This is a genomic window from Actinoplanes sp. NPDC051513 (genome assembly GCF_044454685.1).
GTDB lineage: Bacteria > Actinomycetota > Actinomycetes > Mycobacteriales > Micromonosporaceae > Actinoplanes.
Map to the genome: position 1 here is coordinate 532,786 of NZ_JBITDW010000003.1, position 26,801 is coordinate 559,586.

The window sequence follows — 26,801 nt, forward strand, 5'->3', positions numbered from 1 at the left end:
TTCGCGGCAGTGGTCGGGGGCAGGTCGTCGTGCATCTAATCAGAAACCCTTTCCGCTGCTCTCATCGGCAAACCTCGCCGGGCTCCGTTGAGGGAACCGGTGCGTTGCGGTCCGGGCACGGACAGCAGGTGCGCCACTCCCCGAGATCACTCATCGGCCGGAGTGAACCGGGGCTGAACTTTGGATTGCCGCTCAGCACCTTGGATGGCCGCTCAGCACTTTGGATTGCCGCTCAGCCGGCTGGAATTGCTCGCCAGAGCGGGCTGCGGCGACCCGGAAGGTAGGGCGAATCGAGCCGTTTGGCCACTAGTCCATCGATGCCTTGGGCGCGCGCCGTTTCGAGGGCGAACGATGCGCCGCCCGGGAAGTAGGGCGGGGTCTGCCAGTGATCGCCGGTGATCGACAGGCCCTCCAGCAGCTCCCGGCGCTGTGCGTACCCGATGTTCTCGGTGGTCGCGTGTCCCTCCAGCCACAGCAGGTCGTAGACCAGGTACTGGACGTTGGTCCTCTTGGCGCTCGGTTTCTTGCCGAGCCTCGTCTCCGGTCGCGGTCCCTCGAAGGCCACGAGCTCGCCGTCCAGCACGGCCTCGATCGGTGCGAGCGCCGGGCCCAGACCCCTGACCTCGGGAAACCACGGGGTGATGTCCTCTTCCCCGTGCAGGCGCACCCGTCCGCCATCGACAAAGGCGATGGCCCGCAAACCACCCCAATTCATCTCGTACGCCCACTGCTCGTCATCCTTTTCCGGGATTGTTCCCGCCGTCGCGAGCATGGGGGTCACCTCGTCGGGCATGGGCTCCCAGCCGGGCTCGGGCGGGTCCATCCGGCGGACCATCCAGTCGGCGCCGCCGGTCTGGAAGAAGATGTACCGGCCGGTGGCGCGCTCGCCGTGGAAGACGACCTCGATCTCGTCGTCGCGCCACTTGCGGGTCTCGTACGCGCCCCGGTCGAAGATCTTCATCTGGCCGCCGCCGTACTCGCCGGCCGGGATCTCGCCGTGGAAGTCGAGATACTCCAGCGGGTGGTCCTCGGTGTGCTTGGCCAGGTGGTTCTTGGTGCGGTCGCGGGGGAGACCCCGGGGGACCGCGAAGCTCACCAGGACGCCGTCGCGCTCGAGGCGTACGTCCCAGTGCAGCGCGCGGGCGTGATGCTGCTGGATGACGAACCGGTTTTCTCCGGTTTCATCCGGATGTTTCGCCGGGATGGGCTCCGGTGTCTTCTTGGCATCCCGTTTGCGGCGGTACTCGCCGAGCCGGTCGGTCATCCCTTCATTCTTGTCGTACCCCTGTGCCAGGGTCTTCCTATGTACTCGGAACGGGCGTCAGCGTTGCCGCATGTAGTGGCCTGGTGGAGCGTCACCGAGCCTGGCGCGCCGCCGAAACGCATCCTTCCCGACGGCTGTCTCGACATCATCTGGCGCGACGGCACGGTCTTCGTGGCCGGGCCCGACACGACCGCCCAGCTCGGGCGGCCTGCGCCGGGCAGCCGGCTCTTCGCGCTGCGCTTCGGGTCGGGCACCGGGCCGGGCGTGCTGGGGCTGCCGGCGTCCGAGTTGGTCGATCGGCAGGTGCCGCTCGATGCCCTCTGGCCCTCGTCGGTGGTGCGGCGGCTGTCGGCCGCCGACGATCCGCTGGCCGCGCTGACCGCCGAGGCCGCCCGGCGGTGGGCCGCTCCCGATCGGCCGATGGTGGCGCTGGCCGCCGCCGCCCGGGCCGGCGATCCGGTTTCCGTGATCGCCGCGCGCTGCGGGCTCAGCCCTCGGCAGCTCCAGCGGCGCAGCAATGCCGCCTTCGGCTACGGCCCCAAGACATTGGAACGAATATTCCGCATGCAGCGGGCGGTGGCGCTGGCCCGGCGAGGTTCGCCGTTCGCCGCGGTGTCGGCCTCGGCAGGCTACGCCGACCAGGCGCACCTCGCTCGAGAGGTGCGGGCCATGGCCGGCGTTCCGCTCAGTTCGCTGGTCAGTTCTTGAGCCCGGCGAAGAGCTCGATCTGGTATCCATCGGGGTCACGCAGAATCGCGTAGCGCTGACCCCACGGCGCGTCCCATGGTTGCCTGACGCTGTGGTGGCCCGCCGCCACCAGGTCGGCGTGCTGACTGTCCACCTCGGGCGCGTCGGCGCAGAGGAAGGCGAGGCTCGCGCCGTCCTTCACCGGTCCCCCGGGCGTGTGGGTGGGGTCGAACGATGAGATCGACGCGTGCGTGTCCAGCATCAGCCGGACGCCACCGGGCAGTTCCGCCTCGGCGTGCGGCTCGTTCTCGGCCCCGGCCGGGAACTCCAGGCCGAGACGGCGGTAGAAGGTGAGGGAGGTTGCCATGTCGGCCACCGCGAGGCCGATTCCGTTGAGTGTCGGTGCCATGTCGCCGACGCTACGGGTGCTTACCGGAGCTGTCTTGAACAAATCGGACGTGAGGATGATCGAGGGTTTCCCCACCCGGTGGCTAGGGGTAGTGTTCTGGCTCCGACGCGTGTCCGACCGCTGGGAGGCAGTGCCGCGATGACCTTGCGCATCCTCGTGGTGGGCGCCGGAATTGCCGGGTTGTCCACCACCCGGGCGCTACGGCTCGCCGGTTACCGCCCCGACGTGGTCGAGGAGCTTCCGGCGACCATGTTGCCCGCCGCCGGCATCTACCTCCCGGGAAACGCGTCCCGCGCACTGCGTCATCTCGGCCTCGATGCCCCGCTGCGCCCGCTCGGCGACCTCATCTTCCGGCAGGTCTTCCTCGACGCCCGCGGCCGTGCGCTGTTCGAGATGGACGTGGCCGGGCTCTGGGCCGGCGTCGGCGAGTCCCGCGCCCTGTCCCGGGCCGACCTCCAGCAGGTCCTGCTCACCGGCGTCGGCGGCGAGGTGCGCTACGACACGTCCGTTCGCGAGCTCGAGATCTTCGACGCCACCGCCAAGGTCGAGTTCGGCGACGGCAGCGTCGCCGAGTACGACCTGGTCATCGGCGCCGACGGCCGCCGGTCCACGATCCGGGCCAAGGCCGGCCTCGGCGGGGCCGCCGTACCGACCGGGCAGATCGTCTACCGCTCGGTGGTCAGCGGCGGGCCGCCGCTCAGCGACTGGACGGCGCTGCTCGGCCGCCGATCCTCCTTCGTGGCCATGCCGATGGGCGGCCGGCGGCTCTACTGCTACATCGACGAGACCGCGCCCGACGCGCCCAGCCCATCCGATCCCCGCGCCCACCTGCGGAACATCTTCGGCTCCTTCGGCGGTCCAGTGCCGGCGATCCTCGCCGCCATGGACAAGGTGTCGGTCGCCCGCACCGACGAGGTGGTCCTCGACAGCTGGTCCCGCGGCCCCGTCCTGCTGGTCGGCGACGCCGCGCACGCCACGGCGCCCACATTGGCTCAGGGCGCGGCCATGTCTTTCGAGGACGCCGTCGTGCTCGGTGAGGAACTGAAACGTTCCGGAGAGGACGTCGTGGCGGCGCTGCGGGCGTACGAGATCCGCCGGAGGCCCCGATGCGGCGTCGTGCGTGACCGCACCCGCGAGCGCGATCGCACCCGCGATGTGCCCCCGGCCCTGCGTGATCCCATGCTTCGTCGGCGCGGCCTGCGGATCTTCGCCGAGCACTACCGTCCACTCGTACCGCCCGCGTGACCTGATCCCGTCACAGGCAACCCCCGGGGTGCGTGGGGTCGGTGGGGGACTATTCTGCCTGCGAGGTACGCCTTTCAACCTTGGGACGTACTGAGCGGGACGAACGAGACAACGGAGGCTATTCGTGACGACCGTTGCGCCTAAGCCGATCGTGACCCGGCCTTATCCGGTCCGGCGGCAGGTCAAGGGTTCGGCGCTGGCCCGAATCCTGCGCACGACGGACGCGAAGCAGATCGGGATCATGTACATGATCACCGCCTTCGTGTTCTTCATGCTGGGCGGCCTGATGGCCTTGCTGATGCGGGCCGAGCTCGCCCGGCCGGGCATGCAGATCCTCTCGCCCGAGCAGTACAACCAGTTGTTCACCATGCACGGCACGATCATGCTGCTGTTCTTCGCCACCCCGATCGTGTTCGCCTTCGCGAACTTCGTGGTGCCGATCCAGATCGGCGCGCCCGATGTGTCGTTCCCGCGGCTCAACGCGTTCGCGTACTGGCTGTACCTGTTCGGCGGCACGATCGCCGTCGCCGGCTTCATCACTCCCGGCGGCGCGGCCGACTTCGGCTGGTTCGCGTACACGCCGCTGAGCGACTCGCTGCACTCGCCGGGCATCGGCGGCAACATGTGGGTGGTCGGCCTCGCCATCAGTGGTCTGGGCACCATCCTCGGTGGCGTCAACATGATCACCACGATCCTGACCCTGCGCGCGCCCGGCATGACCATGTTCCGCATGCCGATCATGACGTGGAACATCCTGGTCACCAGCCTGCTGGTGATCCTGGTCTTCCCGTTCCTGGCCGCCGCGCTGTTCGCCCTCGCCGCCGACCGCATCCTCGGCGCACACGTCTTCGACGTCGACACCGGCGGGCCGATGCTGTGGCAGCACCTGTTCTGGTTCTTCGGGCACCCCGAGGTGTACATCGTGGCGCTGCCGTTCTTCGGCATCATCACCGAGGTCATCCCGGTCTTCAGCCGCAAGCCGGTGTTCGGCTACAAAGGCCTGGTCTCCGCGACCCTGCTGATCGGCGCGCTGTCCATGTCGGTGTGGGCGCACCACATGTTCGTCACCGGCCAGGTGCTGCTGCCCTTCTTCAGCTTCCTTTCGTTCCTCATCGCGGTGCCCACCGGCATGAAGTTCTTCGTGTGGATCGGCACGATGTGGCGCGGCCAGATCAGCTTCGAGACACCGATGATGTTCGCGATCGGCTTCCTCGTGACATTCCTCTTCGGTGGACTGTCCGGGGTGCTGCTGGCGGCCCCGCCCATCGACTTCCACGTGTCCGACTCGTACTTCGTGATCGCGCACTTCCACTATGTGCTGTTCGGCACGATCGTGTTCGCGGTATTCGCCGGCATCTACTTCTGGTTCCCGAAGATGTTCGGACGCATGCTCGACGACCGGCTCGGCAAGGTCCACTTCTGGCTGACGTTCCTCGGCTTCCACGCCACGTTCCTAGTGCAGCACTGGCTGGGCACCGAGGGCATGCCCCGCCGGTACGCCGACTACCTCCCGTCCGACGGCTTCACCTTCCTGAACACGTTCTCGACGATCGGGTCGTTCGTGCTCGGCCTGTCGACGCTGCCGTTCATCTACAACGTGTGGAAGTCGTACAAGGTCGGCCAGGTCGTGAATGTCGACGACCCGTGGGGCCACGGCAACTCGCTCGAGTGGGCCACGTCTTCGCCGCCGCCGCTGCGCAACTTCGACCGCATGCCGCGCATCCGCTCGGAGCGCCCGGCGTTCGACGCGAAGTTCCCGGAGCTTGCCGCGGGGCACTCGCTGGAGGGTCCGCCCGAGGGCGGGGCACGCGTGCTGACCGTCGAGTCTGACGGTGGGGCTACCTACCGCGAGGACACTGGACACTGAGTTTCGCTTCGCTTCGGCCCGCCCCTTTTCTTTGGGGGCGGGCCGCTTTGTTTGTTGCTTGCGGTCGATGGGATCGGCCGGTCGCTGGGCTGCGTGTTGCGGTGGCCGTTGGGCTGCGTGTCGCGGTGGCCGCTGGGCTGCGCGTCGCGGTGGCCGTTGGGCTGCGTGTCGCGGTGGCCGCTGGGCTGCGCCACGTGAATCGGTCGCGTGGCATGGTGAGTTGCGTCCACCGGCGGGGCGGGGCGAGTTGTGCCCATCCGCCGGGGCGGGCGAGTTGTGCCCATCCGCCGAGACAGGGGTGAGCCGGCCGGCGCGGACGGGCCGAAGGCTGTGATCAGCGGCTGACCAGCGCGCGGATCGCTGCCGTCAGGGCCGGCGCGTTCAAGGGTGCGCCGGTCACCAAGAGATGGAGCATCGTGCCGTCGAGCAGGGCGGAGATGTCGTGAGCCGCGTCATCGCCCACGTGCGGGAGCAGCAGCTCGTGCAGGCCCTGTAGCCACGCTTCGGCCAGGGGGCGCAAGGCTGCGTCCCGGGCGGCGGCCGCACAGAGCTCGAACTCGATGCGGGCGGTGCGGCGGTCGGCCATGTATTCGCCGACCAGTTCCACCAGCGCCACGGCGGGGTCGGCGGCGTCCCGGAGCCGTTCGGCCCAGATCTCGAGGTCGGCCTCCTGGTCATCAGCGGCCTTCTGCAGAGCCGCGGTGATCAGCGCGTCCAGCGTCGGGAAGTAATAGGTGGTGGCCCCGAGCGGAAGCCCCGCGCGCGCGGCGACGGCCCGATGCGTCGTCCGGCCGATTCCGGCCTCGGCGATGATCTCGATGGTCGCCGCCGCCAGGGCTTCCCGCCTGGCTTGCGGGTCGCGAGCGCGGCGGCCACCGCTGCGCACTTGCGCGGCGAGGGCCGGGGTCGTTTGCACTGCGTCGGCTGGGGTCGTTTTCGCGGCGGGGGCCGCTTGCGATGCGGGGGCGGGGGTCGATGGCGATGCGGGGGCGGGGGTCGTCAATGGGTGCCCCCGAGGTTCAGGGTGACTACTCCCGCGATGATCAGACTTATGCCGGCCACCTTGACGACGGTAATGGGCTCGCCCAGGAAAGCGGCGCCAATGGCGACGATCGCGGCGGTTCCCAGGGCTGACCACAGGGCGTAGGCGACGCCTACCTCGACTCCCTTGACTGCCTGGGAGAGGGCTACCAGCGAGACCGCATAGCCCGCCAGGCACGCGAGCGTGGGCCACAGGCGGGTGAAGCCCTCGGTGGACTTCATCAGGCTTGTCGCCAAGATCTCCGCCGCGATGGCACCGATCAGATACACGTAGGCCACTGCCGCACCCCTTCTTGTACGTCTGTACAAGTACGATCGTACAAGAGGTTTGAGAAGGCCCCACATCGTCTGTCCGGCTGCCGATAGACGTCGCCTCACCCCGCCGGACGGCGTGCCGGATCTCGGTGGAGCGGCGAGGCGCGGGTGCGCGGCGACCGCGGCCGAACGGTGTTTCGGGATCAGGGGCGGCCGGCAGGGCTCGGGAAGGCCTCGGCCGGGCCCGCCGCGCCGGATGCCAGAGCGTCGTCGGCGAAAGGCAGGTCGTCGACACGCTGCGCGGGCGTGGGCACGGTGAGAAGCGGGCCGGCGGGCGCCGTCTCGGTCGGCACTATCTCGGCGGGCGCCGTCTCGGCGGGCGCTGTGTCGGGCGGCGTCTCGGTGGGCGTTGTCTCGGGCACCGTCATCGAGGCCGGCGTCGTCTTGGCGGCCGCTGTTGTCTTGGCGGCTGCGGCGGTCTCGGCGAGCTCGCTGGCTCGGGCGCGGCGGTGCAGCAGCTCGGCGGGGATCACGGCCAACGCGATCAGCGTGCCCACGCCGCCGACGGCTACGAAGCCCCACGCGGGGGAGATGGTGTCGGCGGCCAAACCGGCCAACGGGCCGCCCAGGGCCACGCCGACCGTGAGGGAAGAGTTGTGGAGGCCCATCGCCTCGCCGCGGGCCGAGGCGGGGGTCATGCGGCTCACCGCGTCGGCGCTGGCGGTGATCGTGGGGGCGCACAAGGCGCCGCACGGGATGAGCAGCACGGCCAGGAGCCACCAGTGCGAGGCGCCCAGGGCGACGGCCATGGTCAGGATGGCCATGGGAGTCAGCAGGACGACCGCGGGCAGGCGGCGGTGCATCGTGCCGTAGGCGAAGCCGCCCAGCAGCGAGTAGAAGGCCCACAGCGACATGACGAAGCCCGTCCAGGACAGCTCGCCGTTTTCTCGCAGGACGGCCACGATGGTCACGTCGGTGCCGGAGAGGACCAGCGTCGCCGCCAGGGTGACGGCCAGGATGGCGACCAGGCGGGGGCGCAGCCACGTGCGGCGGGACACCCGCTCGCCGGCCGCGATGGGCGCCTCGTGGTCGGCCCGGATCGGTGGGTTCAGCAGCCAGAGCCCCAGGCCCGAGACGAGGATGCCGGCCCCGATCGCGAGCATGGCCGGGCGCCCGCCGTGGGTGGTGGCGATGAGCGCGCCGAGGGCGGGGCCGGCCATGAAGGAGATCTCGGTGGTGATCGAGTCGAGGGCGAACGCCGGCAGGCGCTGGGCCTCGGGGGTGAGCGCGGCGATCGACTGGCGGGCGACCGAGAACGCGGGCAGGGCCAGGAAGCCGCCGAACAGGGCGACGATCAGAAGCGGCCAATAGGGCAGGGCCTGGGCGACGCTCCAGAAGATGACCTCGGCAACCGTGGTGAGGACCAGTACGGGGCGCAGGCCTCGGCGGTCGATCAGGCGGCCCATCACCGGGGCGCCGACCGAACCACCGATGGTGAGGGCGGCGCCGACCAGGCCGGCGGCGCCGTAGCCGCGGTCGAGATCGGTGACGACGTGCAGGGTCAGGACCACGGCGCCGGCCGCGATGGGTATGCGCGCCAGCGTCGCCACCGCCAGCAGCGACTTGATACCGGGCAGGGCGAGAGTTTCTCGGTAAGGCTTGAGCAGCATGTGGTTCCTGACCTCCGCCCGACATCCTGCCTCGGGGGTATGACAGAAAACCAACGGCTTTCCCGGGCCTAAACCGGGCAATCGCCCCGAAATCGGGCTGCGGGGAAAGCGGCGTCACACAAATTCAGGCGACTATGGGCGTGCCGCTCGTGGCGACCGATGCCGTGCGGAACTCCTCGAGGGCCGCGTCGGTGGTGCCCTGCGCCACCCCGGCGGTCAGGTTGAGCAGCACCGTCGTGTCGAAGCCCTCGCGCCGGGCGTCGAGCGCGGTGGCGCGTACGCAATGGTCGGTGGCGATTCCGACGACCTCGACCTCGGTGACGTCGCGCTCGCGAAGCCACGAGGCCAGGGAGGACCCGTCCTCGGCGTGACCTTCGAAGCCCGAGTACGCCGCCTTGTGCTCGCCCTTGTGGAAGACCGCCTCGATGCGGTCGGTGACCAGCGAGGGATGGAAGTCGGCGCCCCCGGAGCCGACGACGCAGTGCGCCGGCCAGGTGTCGAGGTAGTCGGGGTGATCGCTGAAGTGGTTACCGGGATCGATATGCCAGTCCTTGGTCGCGACCACGTGCTCCCAGCGGTCACCGTTCCTCTCCAGCACCAGCGAGACGCCGGCCGCCACGGCCGCGCCACCGGTCACGGGCAGCGAGCCGCCCTCGCAGAAGTCGTTCTGGACGTCGACGATGATCAGAGCTCGTGCCACGACAAACCCCTATGCGGTCGGGACGATGGTGACGGGAATGGCCGGGTCGCCGGCCGAGAGCTTGAGACCCTCCCACGGTATCGAGATCAGGCACTGCCGGAGGTGGTCTCGCGACTCGCGGAGGGTTGGTGCGTCGGCGACCTCGCCGTTCGTGACGAAGGAGTGCTGGAGCAGGCGGTCGTTCGCGGCGTGGTCGGGCACGCCCATGGAGACGATGATCTCCTCGGTGGCGGTGCCGGTGGGCTTGTGCCGGCGGACCGCGGTCTTGCGGCCGCCGACGGTCGCTTTGTTCTCCGAGCGCTTCACCACGGGCCGGCCGTCGACCTCGACCAGCTTGTAGACCAGGCCGGCGGTGGGCGCGCCCGAGCCGGTGACCACCGCGGTGCCGGCGCCGTACATGTCGACCGGCTCGGCTGCGAGCGTGGCGATCGCGTACTCGTCCATGTCACCCGAAACGATGATCTTTGTTTCGGTGGCGCCGAGCGAGTCGAGCAGCTCGCGCGAGTGCTGGGCCAGCACCGACAGGTCGCCGGAGTCGATGCGGATCGCGCGCAGGTCGGGCCCGGCCACGGCGATCGCGTTGCGGATGCCCTGGGCGATGTCGTACGTGTCGACCAGCAGCGTCGTGTTCTTGCCCAGCGCGGAGACCTGGGAGGCGAACGCGGTCGGCTCGTCGTCGTGCAGCAGCGTGAACGCGTGCGCCGAGGTGCCGGTGGTGGGGATGCCGTACCTCTTGCCTGCGGCAAGATTCGAGGTCGAGGCGAAGCCGGCGAGATAGGCCGCGCGAGCCGCGGCGATGGCAGCATCCTCATGCGTACGGCGTGAGCCCATCTCGATGATCGGGCGGCCCCTCGCGGCGGTGACCATGCGGGCGGCGCCCGTGGCGATCGCGCAGTCGTGGTTGAGCACCGACAGGATCAGCGTCTCGAGCACGACGCACTCGGCGAAGGTGCCGGACACCGTCATGATCGGCGAGCCGGGGAAGAAGAGCTCGCCCTCGGCGTACCCCTCGATGTCGCCGGTGAATCGATAAGCCGCCAGCCAGGCCGCCGTGCTCTCGTCGACGATCTGCGCTCCGCGCAGGAAGTCGATCTCCTCCTCGGTGAAGCGGAAGTCCCTGATCAGCTCGGCCAGCCGGCCCGGGCCGGCGACCACTCCGTAGCGCCGGCCGGTGGGCAGGCGGCGCGCGAAGACCTCGAACACGCAGTGACGGTCGGCCGTGCCGTCCTTGAGCGCGGCACTGACCATGGTCAGCTCGTACTGGTCGGTCATCAGCGCGGGGGCGAAGGAGTTCACCCCCTCACCCTATTGCGCGTGAACGGCCCTTACGAAGGGTGCGTTGACCTGCGGTTCGGCGTTCCGGTTCACCGATGCGGCAAAACCGGTGGCAACATGGTGGCATGGCGTTGCCACAGGTCGCTCCCGTCGAGGCACCGGAGATCGAGGAAGCACCGGCCGACGATCGCCCCTGGGTGACTGTCGTCTGGGACGATCCGGTGAACCTCATGTCGTACGTGACCTGGGTTTTTCAGAAGCTCTTCGGCTACAGCCGCGAGAAGGCCGAAGCGCTGATGCTGGACGTGCATCACAAGGGCAAGGCAGTCGTCTCCTCCGGCGCCCGCGAGCGCATGGAGATGGACGCCAACCAGCTGCATGGCTACGGTCTCTGGGCGACGGTCGACCGGGCCTGAGCAACGCGGGAGAGGGCAGATGTTCCGACGCAACGGCAGCCAGTGCGTGGCCACGTTCGCGGTCGACGAGGTGCGCGTGCTGCGCAAGGTCGCCGGCGAGGTGGTCGGGCTGCTGACCGACGGCATGGACCACACCGACCCGGTGGTCTCGCGCCTGTTCCCCGACATCTATCCCGACCGTCCCGACGACTCCGCCGAGTTCCGCCTCTACACCGAGGGCGAGCTCAAGACCGGCAAGATCGACCAGGCCGGCGCGATTCTCGCGGCCCTGCCCGACGAGGGCGAGGGAGAGGTACGCCTCGACGGCGAGGCCGCCGAGGCCTGGCTGCGCGCGATCAACGACGCCCGGCTCGCCATGGGCACCCGGCTGGAGATCCACGCCGACACCGATCTGAGCGAGGAGCTCGAGCACGCGGTCGTGCACGACCCGGGCTCGAGCCGGGTGTTCCAGCTCAGCGTCTACGCCTACCTGGGCTACCTGCAGGAGTCCCTGCTGAACGCCTTGCCGGAGATCGACTGAGTGTGGCCACAGCCATAGAGGGCCCGCGGAAATCTCACGGTAATGTGAACGGCGTGCTGACCATCGACAGCGCGATCGTCGACGCGATCGTCGCCCATGCCCGCCGGGACCACCCCGACGAGGCCTGTGGCGTGGTCGCCGGGCCGATCGGCAGCGACAAGCCGACCCGGCACATCCCGATGGGCAACGCGGCGCGGTCGATGACGTTCTACGAGTTCGACTCGATGGAATATCTCCAGGTCTGGCGCGAGATGGACGACAACGACGAGGAAGCGGTCGTGATCTACCACTCGCATACGGCCACCGAGGCCTATCCCTCCCGTACCGATGCGGACATCGCAGGCTGGCCGGACGCGCATTACCTGCTTGTCTCGACCCGCGAGCCGGACGCGGAAGAGATCCGGTCGTTCCGCATCGTGGACGGTGTGGTGACCGAGGAAGAGATCAACATCGCGGATGCGACGGTAGACGCGTGAACGTGAGCAGGGTCCAGTCGTACATGTTCGGGCAGAGCCCGGTGTCGGTGGTCTACGAGTGTCGCTGACGACACCGCCGTCGTAGATCCCGTCCGTTGTTCGACCCTTACACAGGAGCATTCACGTCATGGCAATCGAAGTTCGCGTTCCCACCATCCTGCGCAGCTACACCGGTGGTTCCAAGGTCGTCGAGGGCGCCGGCGACACGCTCACCGCGCTGATCGACGATCTCGACGCCAAGCACAGCGGCCTCAAGGGCCGGCTGATCACGCCCGAGGGCGGGCTGCACCGCTTCGTCAACATCTACATCAACGACGAGGACGTGCGCTTCCTCGGCGCGCTCGACGCCAAGGTCAAGGACGGCGACTCGATCACCATCCTGCCCGCCGTCGCCGGCGGCGCCCTGGGCTTCGCCGCTGCCGCAGCCCTGCTCGGACGCCCGTCCCACCGCCCCGCCGCCGCCCTCAGCCGGACTGAAGGCTAATTTCCGTGGCTCGCTACGAGAGCCTGCTGGACGCCTGTGGGGGCACGCCGCTGGTCGGCCTGCCCCGCCTCTCACCGTCGGTGCCCGAGGGGGCACCGCCGGTGCGGCTCTGGGCCAAGCTCGAAGACCGCAACCCGACCGGCAGCGTCAAGGACCGGCCGGCGCTGTTCATGGTGCGCGAGGCCGAGGAGTCCGGCCACCTGCGCCCCGGCGACACGATCCTCGAACCGACCAGCGGCAACACCGGCATCGCGCTGGCCATGGTGGCGAAACTGCGGGGCTATCGCCTGGTCTGCGTGATGCCCGAGAACGTCTCGGCCGAGCGGATCCAGCTGCTCCGCATGTACGGCGCCGAGATCATCTTCTCGCCGGCCGCCGGTGGGTCCAACCAGGCCGTCGCCACCGCCAAGCAGATCGCCGCCGAGCACCCCGACTGGAAGATGCTCTACCAGTACGGCAACCCGGCGAACGCGCGCGCCCACTACGAGACCACCGGCCCCGAGCTGCTGCACGACCTGCCCACGATCACCCACTTCGTGGCCGGGCTGGGCACCACCGGCACGCTCATGGGCACCGGCCGGTTCCTCAAGGAAAAGGTCGAGGGCATCCGGATCGTCGCGGCCGAGCCGCGCTACGGCGAGCTGGTGTACGGCCTGCGCAACATCGACGAGGGCTACGTGCCCGAGCTGTACGACGCGTCCGTGCTGGACCGCCGCTTCTCGGTGGGCACCCGGGACGCCGTGCTGCGCACCCGGCAGCTGGTCGAGGTCGAGGGCATCTTCGCCGGATTCTCCAGCGGTGCGATCCTGCACGCGGCGCTGGCCGTGGCCCACGAGGCGGTCCGTGACGGTCAGCGGGCCGACGTCGCTTTCGTGATCGCCGACGGCGGCTGGAAGTACCTGTCGACCGGCGCCTATGGCGGCACCCTCAACGACGCGGAAGAAGCCCTGGAAGGCCAGCTCTGGGCGTAGGCCCTAATAGAGGGCCGCGACCAGCACGTCGATCGCCAGCGGGACCGTGGCTGCCATCAATAGCAGCCACGGCAGCAGCGGGCGGTGGATCGAAAGGAACGTGCCGACCACCAGCGCCACGCTCGCTAGTCCGAAAAGGGACAGCGTCGGGACGTACCAGAACGCCGTGCCGCCGATAACCGTGACCATTGCGCGGACACCGACCCCGACGCCCGCGAGACCGAGTGCCGCGGCATAAAGCGACATCAGCAGAAGGCGCGCCGGCGCCGGCGCTGGGTCGTCGGCCGCCGGAAAGCGGAAAAGGGTCTCGCGGTCACCGAACCCGGCGGGCGCCGGGGTATTCTCCCAGCCACCGAACGGCATGATCTCCGCCGCCTCGGTCCGCGTGCTGCGGCTCTTCTCGACCGTGGTCACGCTGCCTCCGTCTGTTCCGTCCGTAGAAGTCCTCACTTTGTGCAACGCAAACGACTCACCGGACGTAACGGGAATTGCGTTAATGACCGAGGTCACGGGCGGTGTGATGTACGTTGTCGATTTAGCGACAAATCGATCAGACGTTTACACGGTGCGCAGGTCCGGGGATACGCTTCGCTCCGTGATTGACTGGTCTGACGACTCTCCCACGGACCGGTCCGGCGGGGCGTCGACGACCCAGCGTGAGCCAAAGGGACCCGCATGCGACTGACCGTTCTCGGCTGCGCCGGCAGTTTTCCCGGCCCCGAGTCGGCGTGTTCCGCCTATCTTGTCGAGGCCGATGGCTTCCGTCTGCTGATCGATTTCGGTTCCGGCTCGCTGTCCGCGCTCCAGCGCTACACGGCCGACATGAACGACATCGATGCGATCATCCTGACCCACCTGCACAGCGACCACATGCTCGACGCCTGCCTGTATGTGATCGTTCGCCGCTACGACCCGGCCGGGGCCCGGCCGCCCATTCCCCTCTACGCGCCGCTGGGTGCGGCCGAGCGTATCTCCGCGGCGTGCAGCTCCGACAACGAGCAGGTCGACGACGTCTACACCTTCTACGGCCTGCAGCCGGGCACCTTTCCGATCGGGCCGTTCACGATCACCGTGGACCGGGTCAACCATCCGATCGAGACCTATGGCGTACGCATCGAGCACGGCGGGCACGTGATCACGTACTCGGCCGACACCGCGCCCTGCGAGGCCCTGCTGCGGCTGGCCGCCGGCGCCGACATCTTCCTCTGTGAGGCCAGCTATCTCGACGGCGTGGACAACCCGCCCGGCCTGCACCTCACCGGCGGCGAGGCCGGGGAGGCCGCCACCAAGGCCGACGTCGGACGGCTATTACTGACCCATTTGATACCTGCGTGGTTCTCTGAGGCATCTATTGTGGATGCGGCCTCTGCCGCATACGCGGGGCCGGTTGAGGTGGTTCGCCCCGGCGCCCGGTACGATCTGTAGGCCTGAACCGGGGGGCTGGGGCCGAAGACTGCACCGTTGCACCACCGGATCGTGATCTTGGAGTTGCTGCATGCGCATCGTTCGCCTGGCCAACTTCGTGACGACTCATTCCGGTGGCCTACGGACAGCTCTGCGCAATCTCGGCGAGGGATACCAGCGGGCGGGCCACGAGGCCGTGCTGATCGTTCCCGGTCGCGAGCGCTCCGACACGACGACCTCCCAGGGCCGCGTCATCACGCTGCCCAGCTCTCCGCTGCCCCGCACCGGCGGCTACCGGGTGATGGCCGGCCGGCGTGAGCTGACCCGGCTGCTCGACGAGCTCGAGCCCGACCGCATCGAGGTCTCCGACCGCGCCACTCTGCGCTGGACGGGCACGTGGGCGCGGCAGCGCGGCGTCGGGTCGATGATGGTCTCCCACGAGAGCCTGGCCGGCCTGCTCGGCGTCTGGGGCATGCCGAAACGCGACTCGCTGGCCGACCGGCTCAACCTGAAGACCGCGCAGAACTTCGACACGATCGTCTGCACCACGGCGTTCGCGGCCGCCGAGTTCCGCCGTCTGGGCGTGCCCAACCTCGTCGAGGTGCCGCTCGGCGTCGACCTCGACGCGTTCCATCCGCGGCGCGCCGACGCGGCCGTGCGGGCGCGGTACGCGCGGCCCGGCGAGCTGCTCGTGGTGTTCTGCAGCCGGTTGTCGGCGGCCAAGCGGCCCGAGCTCGCGGTCGACGCGGTCGCGGCCCTGCGCAACGCCAAGGTGCCGGCGGTGCTGGTGCTGGCGGGGGACGGCACGCGGCGCACGTCGCTGGCCTACCGCGCGGCGCGGCTGCCGGTGCGGTTCGCGGGGCACATCGCCGACCGCTCCGCGGTCGCGGCGCTGCTGGCCAGCGCCGATGTGGTGGTGGCGCCGGGCCCGGTCGAGACGTTCGGGCTGGCCGCTCTCGAGGCTCTCGCCTGCGGCACGCCCGTGGTGGTCAACGAGAGCAGCGCGCTGCCCGAGGTCGTGGGCGACGCGGGTGTGGCCGTCGCCGGGACGCCGGAGGCCTTCGCCGACGGGGTGCAGGAACTGATGGCGCGGCCCTCCTCGGTCCGCCGCGAGACGGCTCGCGCCCGCGCCGAGGGTTTCGGGTGGCAGCAGGCGGTCGACGGGTTCCTGCGGGCGCACGGGCTCGAGCCCGCCGCGGCCGCGGTCTCGATCACCCGCCAGCGGCCGGCCGCGGTGCTGCGTCCCGCGGTGCCCAACGGCGGCGGGTCGCTGGGGTTATCCACAGGCGGCGGGGCGGGCTGAGCGGGCTCGGCGCCGAACCAATAAGGTTTGGGGCATGGCACGACCCGACGGCCGAGCGGCCGACCAGCTTCGACCCGTCACCCTCACGCGGAAGTGGAGTATCCACCCCGAGGGCTCGGTGCTCGTCGAGTTCGGCGACACCCGGGTGCTCTGCACCGCCAGCGTCACCGAGGGCGTCCCCCGTTGGCGCAAGGGCTCCGGCCTTGGCTGGGTCACCGCGGAATACGCGATGCTCCCGCGCGCCACCAACACCCGGGGCGACCGCGAAAGCGTCAAGGGCAAGGTGGGCGGGCGCACTCACGAGATCTCCCGCCTGATCGGGCGCAGCCTGCGGGCCTGCATCGACCTGAAGGCGCTGGGCGAGAACTCGATCGTCCTCGACTGCGACGTGCTCCAAGCCGACGGCGGCACCCGCACGGCGGCCATCACCGGGGCCTACGTCGCGCTGACCGACGCGGTGACCTGGCTGGCCGGCCGCAAGTCCCTGGCCGGCAAGGTCGACAAGGTGATGCACCGCTCGATCCAGGCGGTCAGTGTCGGCATCATCGAGGGCGAGCCCCGCCTCGACCTGATGTATCTCGAGGACGTCGCCGCCGAGGTCGACATGAACGTGGTGTGCACCGGCGACGGTGACTTCGTCGAGGTGCAGGGCACGGGCGAGAACGGCGTGTTCCGCCGCGACCAGATGGACGCCCTGCTCGACCTGGCCCTCGCCGGCTGCGCCGATCTCGCGGCCGCCCAGCAGAAGGCGTTGTCCTCATGAGCGCGAAACTGTTGCTGGCCACGGCCAACAAGAAGAAGCTCGTCGAGCTTCAGCGCATCCTCGACATCGCGCTCGGCGCCGAGCGCGTCGCGCTGATCGGCCTCGCCGAATTCGAGGGCTACCCCGACGTGCCCGAGACCGGCCTGACCTTCGGGGAGAACGCGCTGATCAAGGCCCGCGAGGGCGCGAGGCGCACCGGGCTCCCCACGGTCGCCGACGATTCGGGCATCGCGATCGACGCGCTCAACGGCATGCCCGGGGTGTTCAGCGCCCGCTGGTCCGGCAAGCACGGCGACGACGCGGCCAACCTCGACCTGGTGCTGGCGCAGATCTCCGACGTGTCCGAGGAACACCGGGGCGGCGCGTTCGTGTGCGCGGCGGCCCTGGTCCTGCCGAACGGCCGCGAGCACCTCGTCGAGGGCAAGCAGCGCGGCCGCATATTGCGGGCGCGGCGCGGCGAGGGCGGGTTCGGCTACGACCCGATCTTCATGGGCGACGGCCAGACCCGCACCAACGCCGAGCTGAGCCCGGCCGAGAAAGACGCGATCAGCCACCGCGGCAAGGCTTTCCGCGAGCTGGCCAAGGTGATCGCCAAGGAACTGCCCCGCTGATCACCCCGGCCAGCGGGCGAGCGCCACGCCGGGTGGGTGGCCGAGGCGGTGCCACATCTCCTCGGCGGTGTACGGGGCGAAGAGCGACAGGACGACCGCTGTCGCCTCGACGGCCTCGCGCAAGGCCGGGTCGCCGGGCGGCGCGGCCCGGGCGGCGTTGACCAGCTCCATCGTGCGGGCCAGGGCGACGTTCAGCCGGCATCCCTCGACCGCGGCGGTGATCTCACCCAACAGACGGCGGACCGACCGCCGCAGGGAGCTGTCCCCGGCCGAGCCGGCAACGTCGACGCCGGCAACGTCGACGCCGGCAGCGGCGACGCCGGCGGTCAGCGACAGGGCTCGCGACAGGAAGCGGCTCGCGCCACGGGGGGAGACGTCCGCCCAGTCGACGTCCGCCGAGGGCGGGCCGGCGAACAGCATCGCCACCCGCACCGCGTCGACGCCGTGCTCGTCCATCTGCTCGCCCAGGGTGACCAGGTTGCCCTTGGACTTGCTCATCGCGGCGCCGTTCAGCAACACGTGTCCCTGCGTGGTCAGGGCCCGGAACGGCTCGACGAAGTCGACCAGACCCATGTCGTACAGGGCCTTGGTGAAGAAGCGGGCGTACAGCAGGTGCAGCACCGCGTGCTCGCTGCCACCCACGTAGTGGTCGACCTGGCGCACCAGCGCGGGATCGAACGGACCGTCCGCATAGGACACGTTGGGGTAGCGCAGGAAATACCACGACGAGTCGACGAATGTGTCCATCGTGTCGGTGTCGCGGGAGGCGGGCCCGCCGCACGACGGGCAGTCGACCGACACCCACGACGTCGCGGCGGCCAGCGGGGAGACGCCGCGCGGCGCCAGCTCGGCGCCACTCAGCGGCGGCAGCTCGACCGGCAGTTGATCGTCGGGCACCGGCACCGGGCCGCACGACTCGCAGTGCACGATCGGAATCGGGCAACCCCAGTACCGTTGCCGGGAGATCAGCCAGTCGTGCAGGCGTCGCGACGGTCCGTGCCCGATCCAGTTGCGCTGCATGGTCAGGATGTGCGGCGGCCAGCGCCCCTCCAGCTGCGACATGTCGTCCAGCAGGCGGTCCGCGTACGCGGTGATTTTGAAGAACCATTGGGTCAGCGAGCGTGCGGTCACCACGCTGCCGCAGCGCTCGCAACGGCCTCCGACCACCTGCTCGTTGGCCAGCACGGTCTGGTCGGCCGGGCACCAGTTGACCTGCGATTCCGCCCGGTAGGCCAGCCCCCGCTCGAAGAACCGCAGGAACAGCCACTGCGTCCACCGGTAGTACGACGGATCGCTGGTGTGCAGCCGCGTGCGCCAGTCGACCGAGACCGCGTACCGCCGGAACGACGACGCCTGCGTCTCGATGTTCTCGTGGGTCCAGGTGGCCGGGTGCAGGCCCCGCTTGATGGCGGCGTTCTCGGCCGGCAGCCCGAACGAGTCCCACCCGATCGGATGCAGCACCTCATGGCCACGCAGCCGCCAATATCGGGCGATGGCGTCGCCGATCGCGTACGCCTCCGCGTGCCCCATGTGCAGATCGCCCGACGGGTAGGCGAACATCGACACGACGTACCGCGAGGGAGAGGACGGCTCGAACAGCCCCTCCCACGCCGGCAGCCACCGGTCCTCATCGGCGCGGAACGTCATGCCGGGGACGCTAGCTCCCGGACGACAGAGACCGCCTCCGATTTCTCGCCAGCCGGCCCCGATCACGTGAACTACAGCAAAGCTCCCACTTCCCCCTCGATCGCCGACCGGAGGGAGGGATCGGCGATCACCGCGCGGGCCTGCTCGAGGACCGGCGCGAGGAAGATGTCCGGCCCCGGCTGCCCGGCGAACGGTGCGACCGCCGCGATCGCGAGCCGCCCGGCCGGCGACGGACGCAGCGGCGCGCGCAGCTGGAGCCCGCGCACCGCGCTGAGCAGCTCGACCGCGAGCAGGCTGGTCAGGTTGTCGAGCACCGTGCGCAGCTTCTTGGTGGCGGCCCAGCCCATCGAGACGTGGTCCTCCTGCATGCCGCTGGTCGGCAGCGAGTCGGCCGACGCGGGCACGGCGAGCCGCCGGTTCTCGGCGACGATCCCGGCCGCCGTGTACTGGGCGATCATCAGGCCCGAGTTGACGCCGGCGTCGGGGGAGAGGAACGGCGGCAGGTCCCGGGAACGGGTGACGTCGAGCAGCCGGTCGACGCGGCGCTCGGCGATCGAGCCGACCTCGGCCGCGGCGATGGCGAGGAAGTCGGCGGCGAAGGCGAGCGGCTCGCCGTGGAAGTTGCCGGTCGACTCGACCCGGCCGTCCGGCAGCACCACCGGGTTGTCGACGACCGAGACCAGCTCGCGGCCCGCGGTGGTGGCGACGAACGCGAGGGTGTCGCGGGCGGCGCCGGCCACCTGCGGCGCGCAGCGCATCGAGTACGCGTCCTGCACCGCGTGCGCCAGGTCGTCCCGGTGCGAGTCCATGATCGCCGAGTCCTGGAGCAGCTTGTGGATGTTCGCGGCCGAGTCGGCCTGGCCGGGGTGCGGCCGGATCGCGTGCAACTCGGGCAGGAACGGTCGCTCCGAGCCCAGCATCGCCTCGATCGCGAGCGCCGCGGTCACGTCGGCCATCGCGAACAGGTGCCGGGCGTCCTCGATCGCGAGCAGCAGCATGCCGAGCATCCCGTCGGTGCCGTTGATCAGCGCGAGGCCCTCCTTGGCGGCGAGGTCGAGCGGCGCCAGCCCGGCGGCGCGCAGCGCCTCGGCCGCGGTGACGCGTTCGCCGTCCTTGCCGACGACCCAGCCCTCGCCGAGCAGCACCAGCGCGCAGTGCGCGAGCGGCGCGAGATCACCGGAGGCGCCGAGCGAGCCGTGCTCCGGGACCCACGGCGTGATGTCGTGGTTGAGCAGGTCGACCAGGCCCTGCGCGAGCGCCGGCCGCACGCCCGAGTGGCCGAGCGCGAGCGAGCGCACCCGCAGCAGCATCATGGCCCGCACGACCTCGCGCGGCATCGGGGCGCCGATCCCGGCCGCATGCGAGCGGATCAGCGCGTGTTGCAGCTCGGCCCGCCGCGCGGGCGCGACGAAGGTGCCGGCGAGAGCGCCGAAGCCGGTGGTGACGCCGTAGACCGGGCGTCCGGACTCCTCGATGGTGTCGACGATGGCGCGGCTGGTGGCCATCGCCTCGACGGTGGCGGGGGCGAGCTCGACCCGGACGTCGCCGCGGGCGACCGCGCTGACCTCGGCGGGGGTGACGCCGGTGGGCTGGACGGTGACGATCATTTTGGTTGGCCTTCAGTCCGGTCAAGGGTGGTAGCGGGGCGGTGGATGGTTCCGTTTTGCAGAACCGCTTGGATCAGAGGGACGCCCGGCCGGTAGGCCAGGTGCAGGTGGGAGGGCGCGTCGAGGACGATCAGGTCGGCTCGCGCCCCGGCGCGCAGCACCCCGACGTCATCGCGGCGCAGCGCGCGTGCTCCGCCGGCCGTGGCGGCGCGCACGGCCTCGGTGGGGGTCATTCTCATTTCGCGTACGGCGAGAGCGACGCAGAACGCCATCGACGACGTGTACGACGAACCCGGGTTGCAGTCGGTGGCCAGGGCGACGGTCACGCCGGCATCGAGCAGCCGCCGCGCGTCCGGGTAGGGCGACCGGGTCGAGAACTCGGCGCCGGGCAGCAGGGTGGCCACCGTCTCCGAGCCGGCCAGAGCGTCCACATCGGAGTCGCTCAGGTGGGTGCAGTGATCGGCGCTCGCGGCCCCGAGCTCGACCGCGAGCCGCACGCCCGGGCCCTCCGTGAGCTGGTTGGCGTGCACGCGCAGGCCGAGTCCCCGCGCGGCGCCGGCGATCAGGATCTCCCGCGCCTGCTCACCGTCGAACGCGCCGCGTTCGATGAAGACATCAACCCATTTCGCGTACGGCGCGCAGGCCGCCAGCATCGGCCCCCGCACCAGGTCGACGTAGGCGTCCGGGTCGACCCCGGCCGGAACCACGTGCGCGCCGAGGAAGGTCGTCTCCTCGGTCAGCTCCCGCGCTATCCGCAGCGACCGGGCCTCGTCGTCGACGCTCAGCCCGTACCCACTCTTGATCTCGATGGTCGTGGTGCCCTGTCTTCTCGCCTCCGCGACGAGCCGGGTCGCCGATCGGCGAAGATCCTCGTCGCTCGCCGCCCGGGTGGCCGCCACGGTGGTACGGATGCCGCCGCCGGTGTAGGGCTCGTCGGCCATCCGGGCCGCGAACTCGGCCGCCCGGTCCCCGGCGAAGACCAGGTGGGCGTGGCTGTCGACGAAGCCCGGCAGCACCGCCGCGCCACCGGCGTCGATCCGGCGATCGGCGGCCGGGGCCTGCGCGGCCGGGCCGAGCCAGCCGATCCGGTCACCGTCGACGACCACGGCGGCGTTCTCCAGCGGCGGCCCGTCGTTGGTGAGCAGCTCGCCGATGTTGTCGATGAGAAGGGTCATCCGATCGCCTCGGCGAGCGCGCGGGGCACGTCGATCAGCGTGTGCCGGCCACCGGAGACGATGTGCCGTCCGTCCACGATCACGTCGGTCACATCGGCGGCCGTGGCCGAGAGGATCGCGCCGGCCGGGTCGCTGCCCGCCGTGCGCACCGAATCGAGGCGCACGCAGACCAGGTCGGCCCGCTTGCCAACCGCGATCTCGCCGGCATCCTTCCAGCCGATCGCGCGGTGATCGGCCGCCGCCGCGATCAGCTCGGCGACCGTGAACCGGCCGCGCTGCCGGGTGGCGAGGCGCTCGTTCATCTCCAGGGCGCGGGCCTCCTCGAACGGGTCGATGACCGCGTGACTGTCGCTGCCGAGGCTCAGCGGCGAGCCGGCGTCCGCCAGGTCGCGGGCGCGCCCGATGCCGTCGGCCAGGTCGCGCTCGGTGGTGGGACACATGCAGATCCCGGTGCCGGTGCGGCCCAGCGTCTTCACGTCGTGGTCGGTGAGGTAGGTGGCGTGGACGGCGGTAGTGTGCTTGCCGAGAACGCCGTGGTGGTCGAGCAGCTCGGTGGGCGTGCGGCCATGGACCGCCCGGCACTGCTCGTTCTCGGCCGGTTGCTCGGAGAGGTGGAGGTGCAGGGGCCGGCGACCGGCCAACTCGCCGAGGTGGTGTGCGGGCACCGCGCGTACGGAATGAATGGCGGCGCCGATGCGGGCGTGCGGCGCGGCAACCAGATCGGCCACCCGCTCGGCCCAGCGTTGCGGGTCCTGGTCGCCGAAGCGGCGCTGGACGCCCTCGAGGGGCGCACCGTCCACACCGGACTGCAGGTAGAGCGTGTCGAGCAGGGTGATGCGGATGCCGGCGTCGCGGGCCGCCTCGATCAGCGCGTGGCCCATCGCGTTGGGGTCGTGGTAGGGCGTCCCGTCCGCGGCATGGTGCAGGTAGTGGAACTCGCCCACCGCGGTGATGCCGGCCATCGCCATCTCGGCGTAGGTCGCCCGGGCCAGCGCGAGGTAGCTGTCGGGATCGAGGGCGGCCGCCACCCGGAACATCTGCTCCCGCCAGGTCCAGAAGCTGCCGCGCTCGCCGTGGGTCCGGCCGCGGAGAGCACGGTGGAAGGCGTGCGAGTGGGCGTTGGCCAGGCCCGGCAGGACGAGCCCGCCGAGGCGGATGCCCTCCCCGCCACCCGAACCCCCCGCGTCGATCGCGGCGAAATCGCCGTCGCGCACCTCGATGCGGACGTCGCGCCTCAGCGAGCCGCCGATCCACGCGTGGTCCGCGTGATAGACGGTCACGTCAGTTCCCGCACGACCGTGGCCAGCGCGTCCACGCCCGCCGCGCAGTCCGCGGGCTCGGCGTGCTCGGCCGGCGAGTGGGAGATCCCGGTCGGGTTGCGCACGAACAGCATCGCGGTCGGGACCTGCGCCGACAGCACGCCCGCATCGTGGCCCGCGCCGGTCGGCAGGATCGGCGCATCGCCCAGCATCGCCGACAGCCGCGAGGCGAGCGCGGTGTCGAAGGTGACCTCTGCGCTCAGCGACTCGGCGGTGACCGCCACCTCGGTGCCGTCCCGGCCGGCCCGCTCGGTCGCCCGCTTCACCACGGCCTCGACCACCGAGTCCATCGTGCCGGTGTCCGCGGCCCGCGCGTCCAGCCAGCCCCGCACCAGCGACGGGATCGCGTTCGTGGCGTTCGGCTCGACCTCGACCCGGGCCATCGTCGCGTGCGCCCCGGCCAGCCGCGCCTCCTTGTTCGCGGCCAGCACCGTGTATGCGAAGGTCAGCATCGGGTCGCGCCGGTCGGCCATCCGGGTCGTCCCCGCGTGGTCGCCGTGCCCGGTGAAGTCGAACCGCCAGCGCCCGTGCGGCCAGATCGCGCTGGCCACCCCCACGGGCACCTCGAGTTGCCGTCCTTGCTCTATGTGAAGCTCGACCAACGCGCCGATGCGGTTGGTGAGCCCCGGCAGCGCGCCGGCCGGCGTCGCTCCGAGTGCTTCACCGAAGGTGACCCCGTCACGGTCGGTGAGCGCGGCCGCCTTCGCGGGATCGATCGCCCCGCTCAGCAGCCGCGAGCCGAGGCAGGGCAGCCCGAACCGGCCACCCTCCTCCTCGACGAACGCGACCACGGCGAGGGGCACCTCCGGCGTGTGCCCGGCCGCCCGGAGCTGGTCGACGGCGAGGAACGCGCTGACGATGCCGAGCGGGCCGTCGTAGCCGCCGCCGTGCGGGACCGAGTCGAAATGCGAGCCGGTCAGTACCGCGCCGCGGCCCCAGGGCTCGCCCCACCAGGCGAACAGGTTGCCGTTGCCGTCGTCGGTGACCGGCATGTCCCGCCGGTCCGCCTGGTTGCGGAACCAGTCGCGCAGCACGAGCTCGGGCGCGTCCAGGGCGTACCGCATGTAGCCGCCGCTCGACACCCGGCCGATGGACTCGATCTCGGCCCACAGGGCTGAGAAGACCTTCTCGCTCATCGCTTCATCGGGATGTGCACGCCGGCCGCCGCCGCGGAGTTGTAGCCCGCGTCCACGTGCCGGATCACTCCCATGCCCGGGTCGTTGGTGAGGACCCGCTCGATCTTCTCCCCGGCCAGCGGCGTGCCGTCGGCGACGCAGACCTGGCCGGCGTGGATCGAGCGGCCGATGCCGACGCCGCCGCCGTGGTGGATCGACACCCAGGACGCGCCGCTCGCCGTGTTGACCAGGGCGTTGAGCAGCGGCCAGTCGGCGATCGCGTCGGAGCCGTCGAGCATCGACTCGGTCTCCCGGTACGGGGAGGCGACCGAGCCGGCGTCGAGATGGTCGCGGCCGATCACGATAGGCGCGCTGATCTCGCCGCTCGCGACCATGTCGTTGAAGCGGACGCCGGCCTTGTCGCGTTCGCCGTAGCCGAGCCAGCAGATGCGGGCGGGCAGGCCCTGGAAGGCGACCCGCTCGCCGGCCATCTTGATCCAGCGAGCCAGCGCCTCGTTCTCGGGGAACAGGTCGAGGACCGCCTTGTCGGTGGCCGCGATGTCCTTGGGGTCGCCGGAGAGGGCGGCCCAGCGGAACGGGCCCTTGCCCTCGGCGAACAACGGGCGGATGTACGCGGGAACGAAGCCGGGGAAGTCGAAGGCGCGCTCGTACCCGGCGAGCTTGGCCTCGCCGCGGATCGAGTTGCCGTAGTCGAAGACCTCGGCGCCGTCGTCCATGAACCCGACCATGGCCGCGACGTGGCGGGCCATGGATGCCCGTGCCCGGTCCGTGAACTCCTCCGGCTTAGACCTGGCCAACTCCGCGGCGTCGGTGATGTCCACGCCGATCGGGATGTAGCTCAGCGGGTCGTGGGCGCTGGTCTGGTCGGTGACGATGTCGATGCCGATGTTTTTCAGGCGCAGCTCGGGAAAGATCACCGCGGCGTTGCCGACGACGCCGATCGACAGCGGCTTCTTCTCGGATTTGGCGGTTATCGCCTGCTTTATGGCGTCATCGACGTTGTCGGCGATGACGTCGAGGTAGCGGGTGTCGACCCGGCGCTGCAGCCGCGTGCGGTCCACGTCGACGACCAGGCAGACGCCGCCGTTCATGGTCACCGCGAGGGGCTGCGCGCCGCCCATGCCACCGCAGCCCGCGGTCAGCGTGAGCGTGCCGGCCAGGGTGCCGCCGAACCGCTTCGCGGCCACCGCCGCAAACGTCTCGTACGTCCCCTGCAGGATGCCCTGGGTGCCGATGTAGATCCACGAGCCCGCGGTCATCTGCCCGTACATGGTCAGGCCCAGGTTCTCGAGCCGGCGGAACTCCGGCCACGTCGCCCAGTCGCCCACCAGGTTCGAGTTCGCGATCAGCACGCGCGGCGCCCACTCGTGCGTCCGGAAGACGCCGACCGGCTTGCCCGACTGCACCAGCAGCGTCTCGTCGTTCTTGAGCGTGTCCAGCTCCCGCACGATCGCATGGAAGGACGGCCAGTCGCGTGCCGCGCGACCGGTTCCGCCGTACACCACCAGATCTTGCGGCCTTTCGGCCACGTCGGGGTCAAGGTTGTTCATCAACATCCGCTTGGCGGCCTCTTGCGGCCACCCCATTGCCGTGTACGCGGTGCCGCGCGCGGCCCGGATCTCGGACATCGTCGTCGCCTCCTATGCCATGAAAATGTGCCGCCGGGCGGCCGTTGCCTCGAATTCCTCCAGCCGTTGCTGCACCGGCTCGGGCGCCGCGTCGCACATCGCCTGCAGCAGCACCATGGCCATCGCCATCGGGCCGGTGTGCAGGTCGAAGACGAGCTGCGTGCCGACCGCGGCGGGCAGCACGACGTCGGCCCGCTCGGCCACCGGGCTCACCGCCGAGTCGGTGATCGCGACCACCGCGTACCCTGCCCGCTTCGCCTCCGCGATCGCCTCGAGCGACTCGCGCGGGTAGCGGGGAAGAACCACGGCGAGCAGCGCGCCGGCGCCGGCCGCGCGGGCCTGATCGATCCGGTCGAGCAGCGGGGTGCCGCCAGAGTCGAGCACCCGGACATCCGGGTGGACCTTGGACGCGAAGTACCCGAAGTAGCCGGCGAGGGGCGCCGCGGCCCGTAGGCCCAGCACCGGCAGCGGCCGGCTGTTGATCAGCAGCTCGGCGGCCCGCTGGACATCGTCGAGGCGGGCGAGCTGGTCGTGCAGGCGGGCCAGGTGTTCGGTCTCGGCGCGCACGGCGAGCTGCATGGCGTTGCCCTCGGCGGCGGTCGCGCCGCCGGTCTCGGACGCGTCGCCGGTGAGCTCGCGCAGCCGGCGGCGCAGAGCCGGATAGCCCTCGTAGCCGAGCGCCATCGCGAACCGGGTCACCGACGGCTGACTCACCCCGGCGAGCTCGGCCACCTCGGCAGCCGAGAGATACGCGGCCTTGGCGGCGTGTTCGACCAGGCTGTGCGCGATGCGCCGCTGCGTGGGCGTGAGCCGCGCGCCATGGAAGAGGTCGAGAACACCCCTCGCCGCATCTCCATTCACGCGAGCAGCTTATGCATAAAAACTTTCAGAGCGCCAGGGGTGGCCGGTGCCACTTTCGGGGCGGCGC

General features: G+C 70.5%; 25 protein-coding genes and 2 pseudogenes. 12 read left to right on the forward strand and 15 right to left on the reverse strand.

Features of this window, described 5'->3' with window-relative positions; genetic code table 11:
* Positions 1-232: 232 nt before the first annotated feature.
* Positions 233-1,264: a DNA polymerase ligase N-terminal domain-containing protein gene (locus ACIA5D_RS12515; protein ID WP_396029978.1), complete on the reverse strand. Its 1,032-nt coding sequence runs from the start codon at positions 1,262-1,264 to the stop codon at positions 233-235.
* 39 nt (positions 1,265-1,303) lie between these two features.
* On the opposite strand from ACIA5D_RS12515, the gene ACIA5D_RS12520 reads away from it, so the two are divergent.
* Positions 1,304-1,972 carry a helix-turn-helix domain-containing protein gene (locus tag ACIA5D_RS12520; RefSeq protein ID WP_396029979.1) on the forward strand — a complete coding sequence of 223 codons (669 nt, stop codon included), beginning with the start codon at positions 1,304-1,306 and terminating at the stop codon, positions 1,970-1,972.
* Here the strand turns inward: ACIA5D_RS12520 and ACIA5D_RS12525 are convergent.
* On the reverse strand, positions 1,962-2,360 hold the full coding sequence (locus ACIA5D_RS12525) for a VOC family protein (protein WP_396029980.1): 399 nt from the start codon (positions 2,358-2,360) through the stop codon (positions 1,962-1,964). The genes ACIA5D_RS12520 and ACIA5D_RS12525 overlap by 11 nt on opposite strands.
* Positions 2,361-2,498: 138 nt before the next feature.
* On the opposite strand from ACIA5D_RS12525, the gene ACIA5D_RS12530 reads away from it, so the two are divergent.
* On the forward strand, positions 2,499-3,605 hold the full coding sequence (locus ACIA5D_RS12530) for an FAD-dependent monooxygenase (RefSeq protein WP_396029981.1): 1,107 nt from the start codon (positions 2,499-2,501) through the stop codon (positions 3,603-3,605).
* A gap of 124 nt (positions 3,606-3,729) precedes the next feature.
* Positions 3,730-5,472, forward strand: a complete 1,743-nt coding sequence (ctaD, locus tag ACIA5D_RS12535; protein WP_396029982.1) for a cytochrome c oxidase subunit I — start codon at positions 3,730-3,732, stop codon at positions 5,470-5,472.
* 334 nt (positions 5,473-5,806) lie between these two features.
* Here the strand turns inward: ctaD and ACIA5D_RS12540 are convergent, their stop codons facing one another.
* The 5 genes and pseudogenes from ACIA5D_RS12540 to ACIA5D_RS12560 form a co-directional block, all read right to left on the reverse strand.
* Positions 5,807-6,388, reverse strand: coding sequence for a TetR/AcrR family transcriptional regulator (locus ACIA5D_RS12540; RefSeq protein WP_396029983.1), 582 nt, complete (start codon positions 6,386-6,388; stop codon positions 5,807-5,809).
* Between the two features lie 83 nt (positions 6,389-6,471).
* Positions 6,472-6,792 carry a DMT family transporter gene (locus ACIA5D_RS12545; RefSeq protein WP_396029984.1) on the reverse strand — a complete coding sequence of 107 codons (321 nt, stop codon included), beginning with the start codon at positions 6,790-6,792 and terminating at the stop codon, positions 6,472-6,474.
* 472 nt (positions 6,793-7,264) lie between these two features.
* Positions 7,265-8,438, reverse strand: a pseudogene (locus ACIA5D_RS12550) (MFS transporter); the annotation flags it as partial.
* Positions 8,439-8,562: 124 nt separating this feature from the next.
* Positions 8,563-9,138: an isochorismatase family protein gene (locus tag ACIA5D_RS12555; protein ID WP_396029985.1), complete on the reverse strand. Its 576-nt coding sequence runs from the start codon at positions 9,136-9,138 to the stop codon at positions 8,563-8,565.
* A 9-nt stretch (positions 9,139-9,147) separates the two neighbouring features.
* Positions 9,148-10,434, reverse strand: a complete 1,287-nt coding sequence (locus ACIA5D_RS12560) for a nicotinate phosphoribosyltransferase (protein ID WP_396029986.1) — start codon at positions 10,432-10,434, stop codon at positions 9,148-9,150.
* Positions 10,435-10,538: 104 nt separating this feature from the next.
* On the opposite strand from ACIA5D_RS12560, the gene clpS reads away from it, so the two are divergent.
* From clpS to ACIA5D_RS12585, 5 genes and pseudogenes are all read left to right on the forward strand, one after another.
* Positions 10,539-10,829, forward strand: a complete 291-nt coding sequence (clpS, locus tag ACIA5D_RS12565; RefSeq protein WP_378975276.1) for an ATP-dependent Clp protease adapter ClpS — start codon at positions 10,539-10,541, stop codon at positions 10,827-10,829.
* 19 nt (positions 10,830-10,848) lie between these two features.
* The gene (locus tag ACIA5D_RS12570) at positions 10,849-11,349 is read left to right on the forward strand and encodes a DUF2017 domain-containing protein (protein ID WP_396029987.1); all 501 of its coding nucleotides are present in this window, start codon (positions 10,849-10,851) and stop codon (positions 11,347-11,349) included.
* Between the two features lie 53 nt (positions 11,350-11,402).
* A pseudogene (locus ACIA5D_RS12575) lies at positions 11,403-11,893 on the forward strand (Mov34/MPN/PAD-1 family protein).
* A 59-nt stretch (positions 11,894-11,952) separates the two neighbouring features.
* Positions 11,953-12,309 carry a MoaD/ThiS family protein gene (locus ACIA5D_RS12580; RefSeq protein WP_396029988.1) on the forward strand — a complete coding sequence of 119 codons (357 nt, stop codon included), beginning with the start codon at positions 11,953-11,955 and terminating at the stop codon, positions 12,307-12,309.
* A 5-nt stretch (positions 12,310-12,314) separates the two neighbouring features.
* Positions 12,315-13,280, forward strand: coding sequence for a PLP-dependent cysteine synthase family protein (locus tag ACIA5D_RS12585; protein ID WP_396029989.1), 966 nt, complete (start codon positions 12,315-12,317; stop codon positions 13,278-13,280).
* Positions 13,281-13,283: 3 nt separating this feature from the next.
* Here the strand turns inward: ACIA5D_RS12585 and ACIA5D_RS12590 are convergent, their stop codons facing one another.
* Positions 13,284-13,694, reverse strand: a complete 411-nt coding sequence (locus ACIA5D_RS12590) for a hypothetical protein (RefSeq protein WP_396029990.1) — start codon at positions 13,692-13,694, stop codon at positions 13,284-13,286.
* Between the two features lie 261 nt (positions 13,695-13,955).
* Between ACIA5D_RS12590 and ACIA5D_RS12595 the strand changes: the two genes are divergently transcribed.
* The 4 genes from ACIA5D_RS12595 (at position 13,956) to rdgB (ending at position 17,361) form a co-directional block, all read left to right on the forward strand.
* On the forward strand, positions 13,956-14,705 hold the full coding sequence (locus ACIA5D_RS12595) for an MBL fold metallo-hydrolase (protein ID WP_396029991.1): 750 nt from the start codon (positions 13,956-13,958) through the stop codon (positions 14,703-14,705).
* Positions 14,706-14,775: 70 nt separating this feature from the next.
* Positions 14,776-15,987 carry a glycosyltransferase gene (locus ACIA5D_RS12600; RefSeq protein ID WP_396029992.1) on the forward strand — a complete coding sequence of 404 codons (1,212 nt, stop codon included), beginning with the start codon at positions 14,776-14,778 and terminating at the stop codon, positions 15,985-15,987.
* 34 nt (positions 15,988-16,021) lie between these two features.
* Positions 16,022-16,750, forward strand: a complete 729-nt coding sequence (gene rph / locus ACIA5D_RS12605) for a ribonuclease PH (protein ID WP_396029993.1) — start codon at positions 16,022-16,024, stop codon at positions 16,748-16,750.
* Positions 16,747-17,361: an RdgB/HAM1 family non-canonical purine NTP pyrophosphatase gene (gene rdgB, locus ACIA5D_RS12610; RefSeq protein WP_396029994.1), complete on the forward strand. Its 615-nt coding sequence runs from the start codon at positions 16,747-16,749 to the stop codon at positions 17,359-17,361. Before rph ends, rdgB begins: the two co-directional genes overlap by 4 nt.
* Here the strand turns inward: rdgB and ACIA5D_RS12615 are convergent, their stop codons facing one another.
* From ACIA5D_RS12615 to ACIA5D_RS12645, 7 genes are all read right to left on the reverse strand, one after another.
* Positions 17,362-19,008, reverse strand: a complete 1,647-nt coding sequence (locus ACIA5D_RS12615) for a class I tRNA ligase family protein (RefSeq protein WP_396029995.1) — start codon at positions 19,006-19,008, stop codon at positions 17,362-17,364.
* 71 nt (positions 19,009-19,079) lie between these two features.
* Positions 19,080-20,615 carry a histidine ammonia-lyase gene (hutH, locus tag ACIA5D_RS12620; RefSeq protein WP_396029996.1) on the reverse strand — a complete coding sequence of 512 codons (1,536 nt, stop codon included), beginning with the start codon at positions 20,613-20,615 and terminating at the stop codon, positions 19,080-19,082.
* Positions 20,612-21,790 carry an imidazolonepropionase gene (hutI, locus tag ACIA5D_RS12625; protein ID WP_396029997.1) on the reverse strand — a complete coding sequence of 393 codons (1,179 nt, stop codon included), beginning with the start codon at positions 21,788-21,790 and terminating at the stop codon, positions 20,612-20,614. The genes hutH and hutI overlap by 4 nt, the downstream gene beginning before the upstream one ends.
* Complete coding sequence (locus ACIA5D_RS12630; RefSeq protein ID WP_396029998.1) at positions 21,787-23,070, reverse strand: formimidoylglutamate deiminase; 1,284 nt, start codon at positions 23,068-23,070, stop codon at positions 21,787-21,789. The genes hutI and ACIA5D_RS12630 overlap by 4 nt, the downstream gene beginning before the upstream one ends.
* Complete coding sequence (locus tag ACIA5D_RS12635) at positions 23,067-24,245, reverse strand: allantoate amidohydrolase (protein WP_396029999.1); 1,179 nt, start codon at positions 24,243-24,245, stop codon at positions 23,067-23,069. The genes ACIA5D_RS12630 and ACIA5D_RS12635 overlap by 4 nt, the downstream gene beginning before the upstream one ends.
* Complete coding sequence (hutU, locus tag ACIA5D_RS12640) at positions 24,242-25,873, reverse strand: urocanate hydratase (protein ID WP_396030000.1); 1,632 nt, start codon at positions 25,871-25,873, stop codon at positions 24,242-24,244. The genes ACIA5D_RS12635 and hutU overlap by 4 nt, the downstream gene beginning before the upstream one ends.
* Positions 25,874-25,885: 12 nt before the next feature.
* Entirely contained in the window at positions 25,886-26,734 is an 849-nt protein-coding gene (locus ACIA5D_RS12645; RefSeq protein ID WP_396030001.1) for a MurR/RpiR family transcriptional regulator, read from the reverse strand.
* Positions 26,735-26,801: the final 67 nt, after the last annotated feature.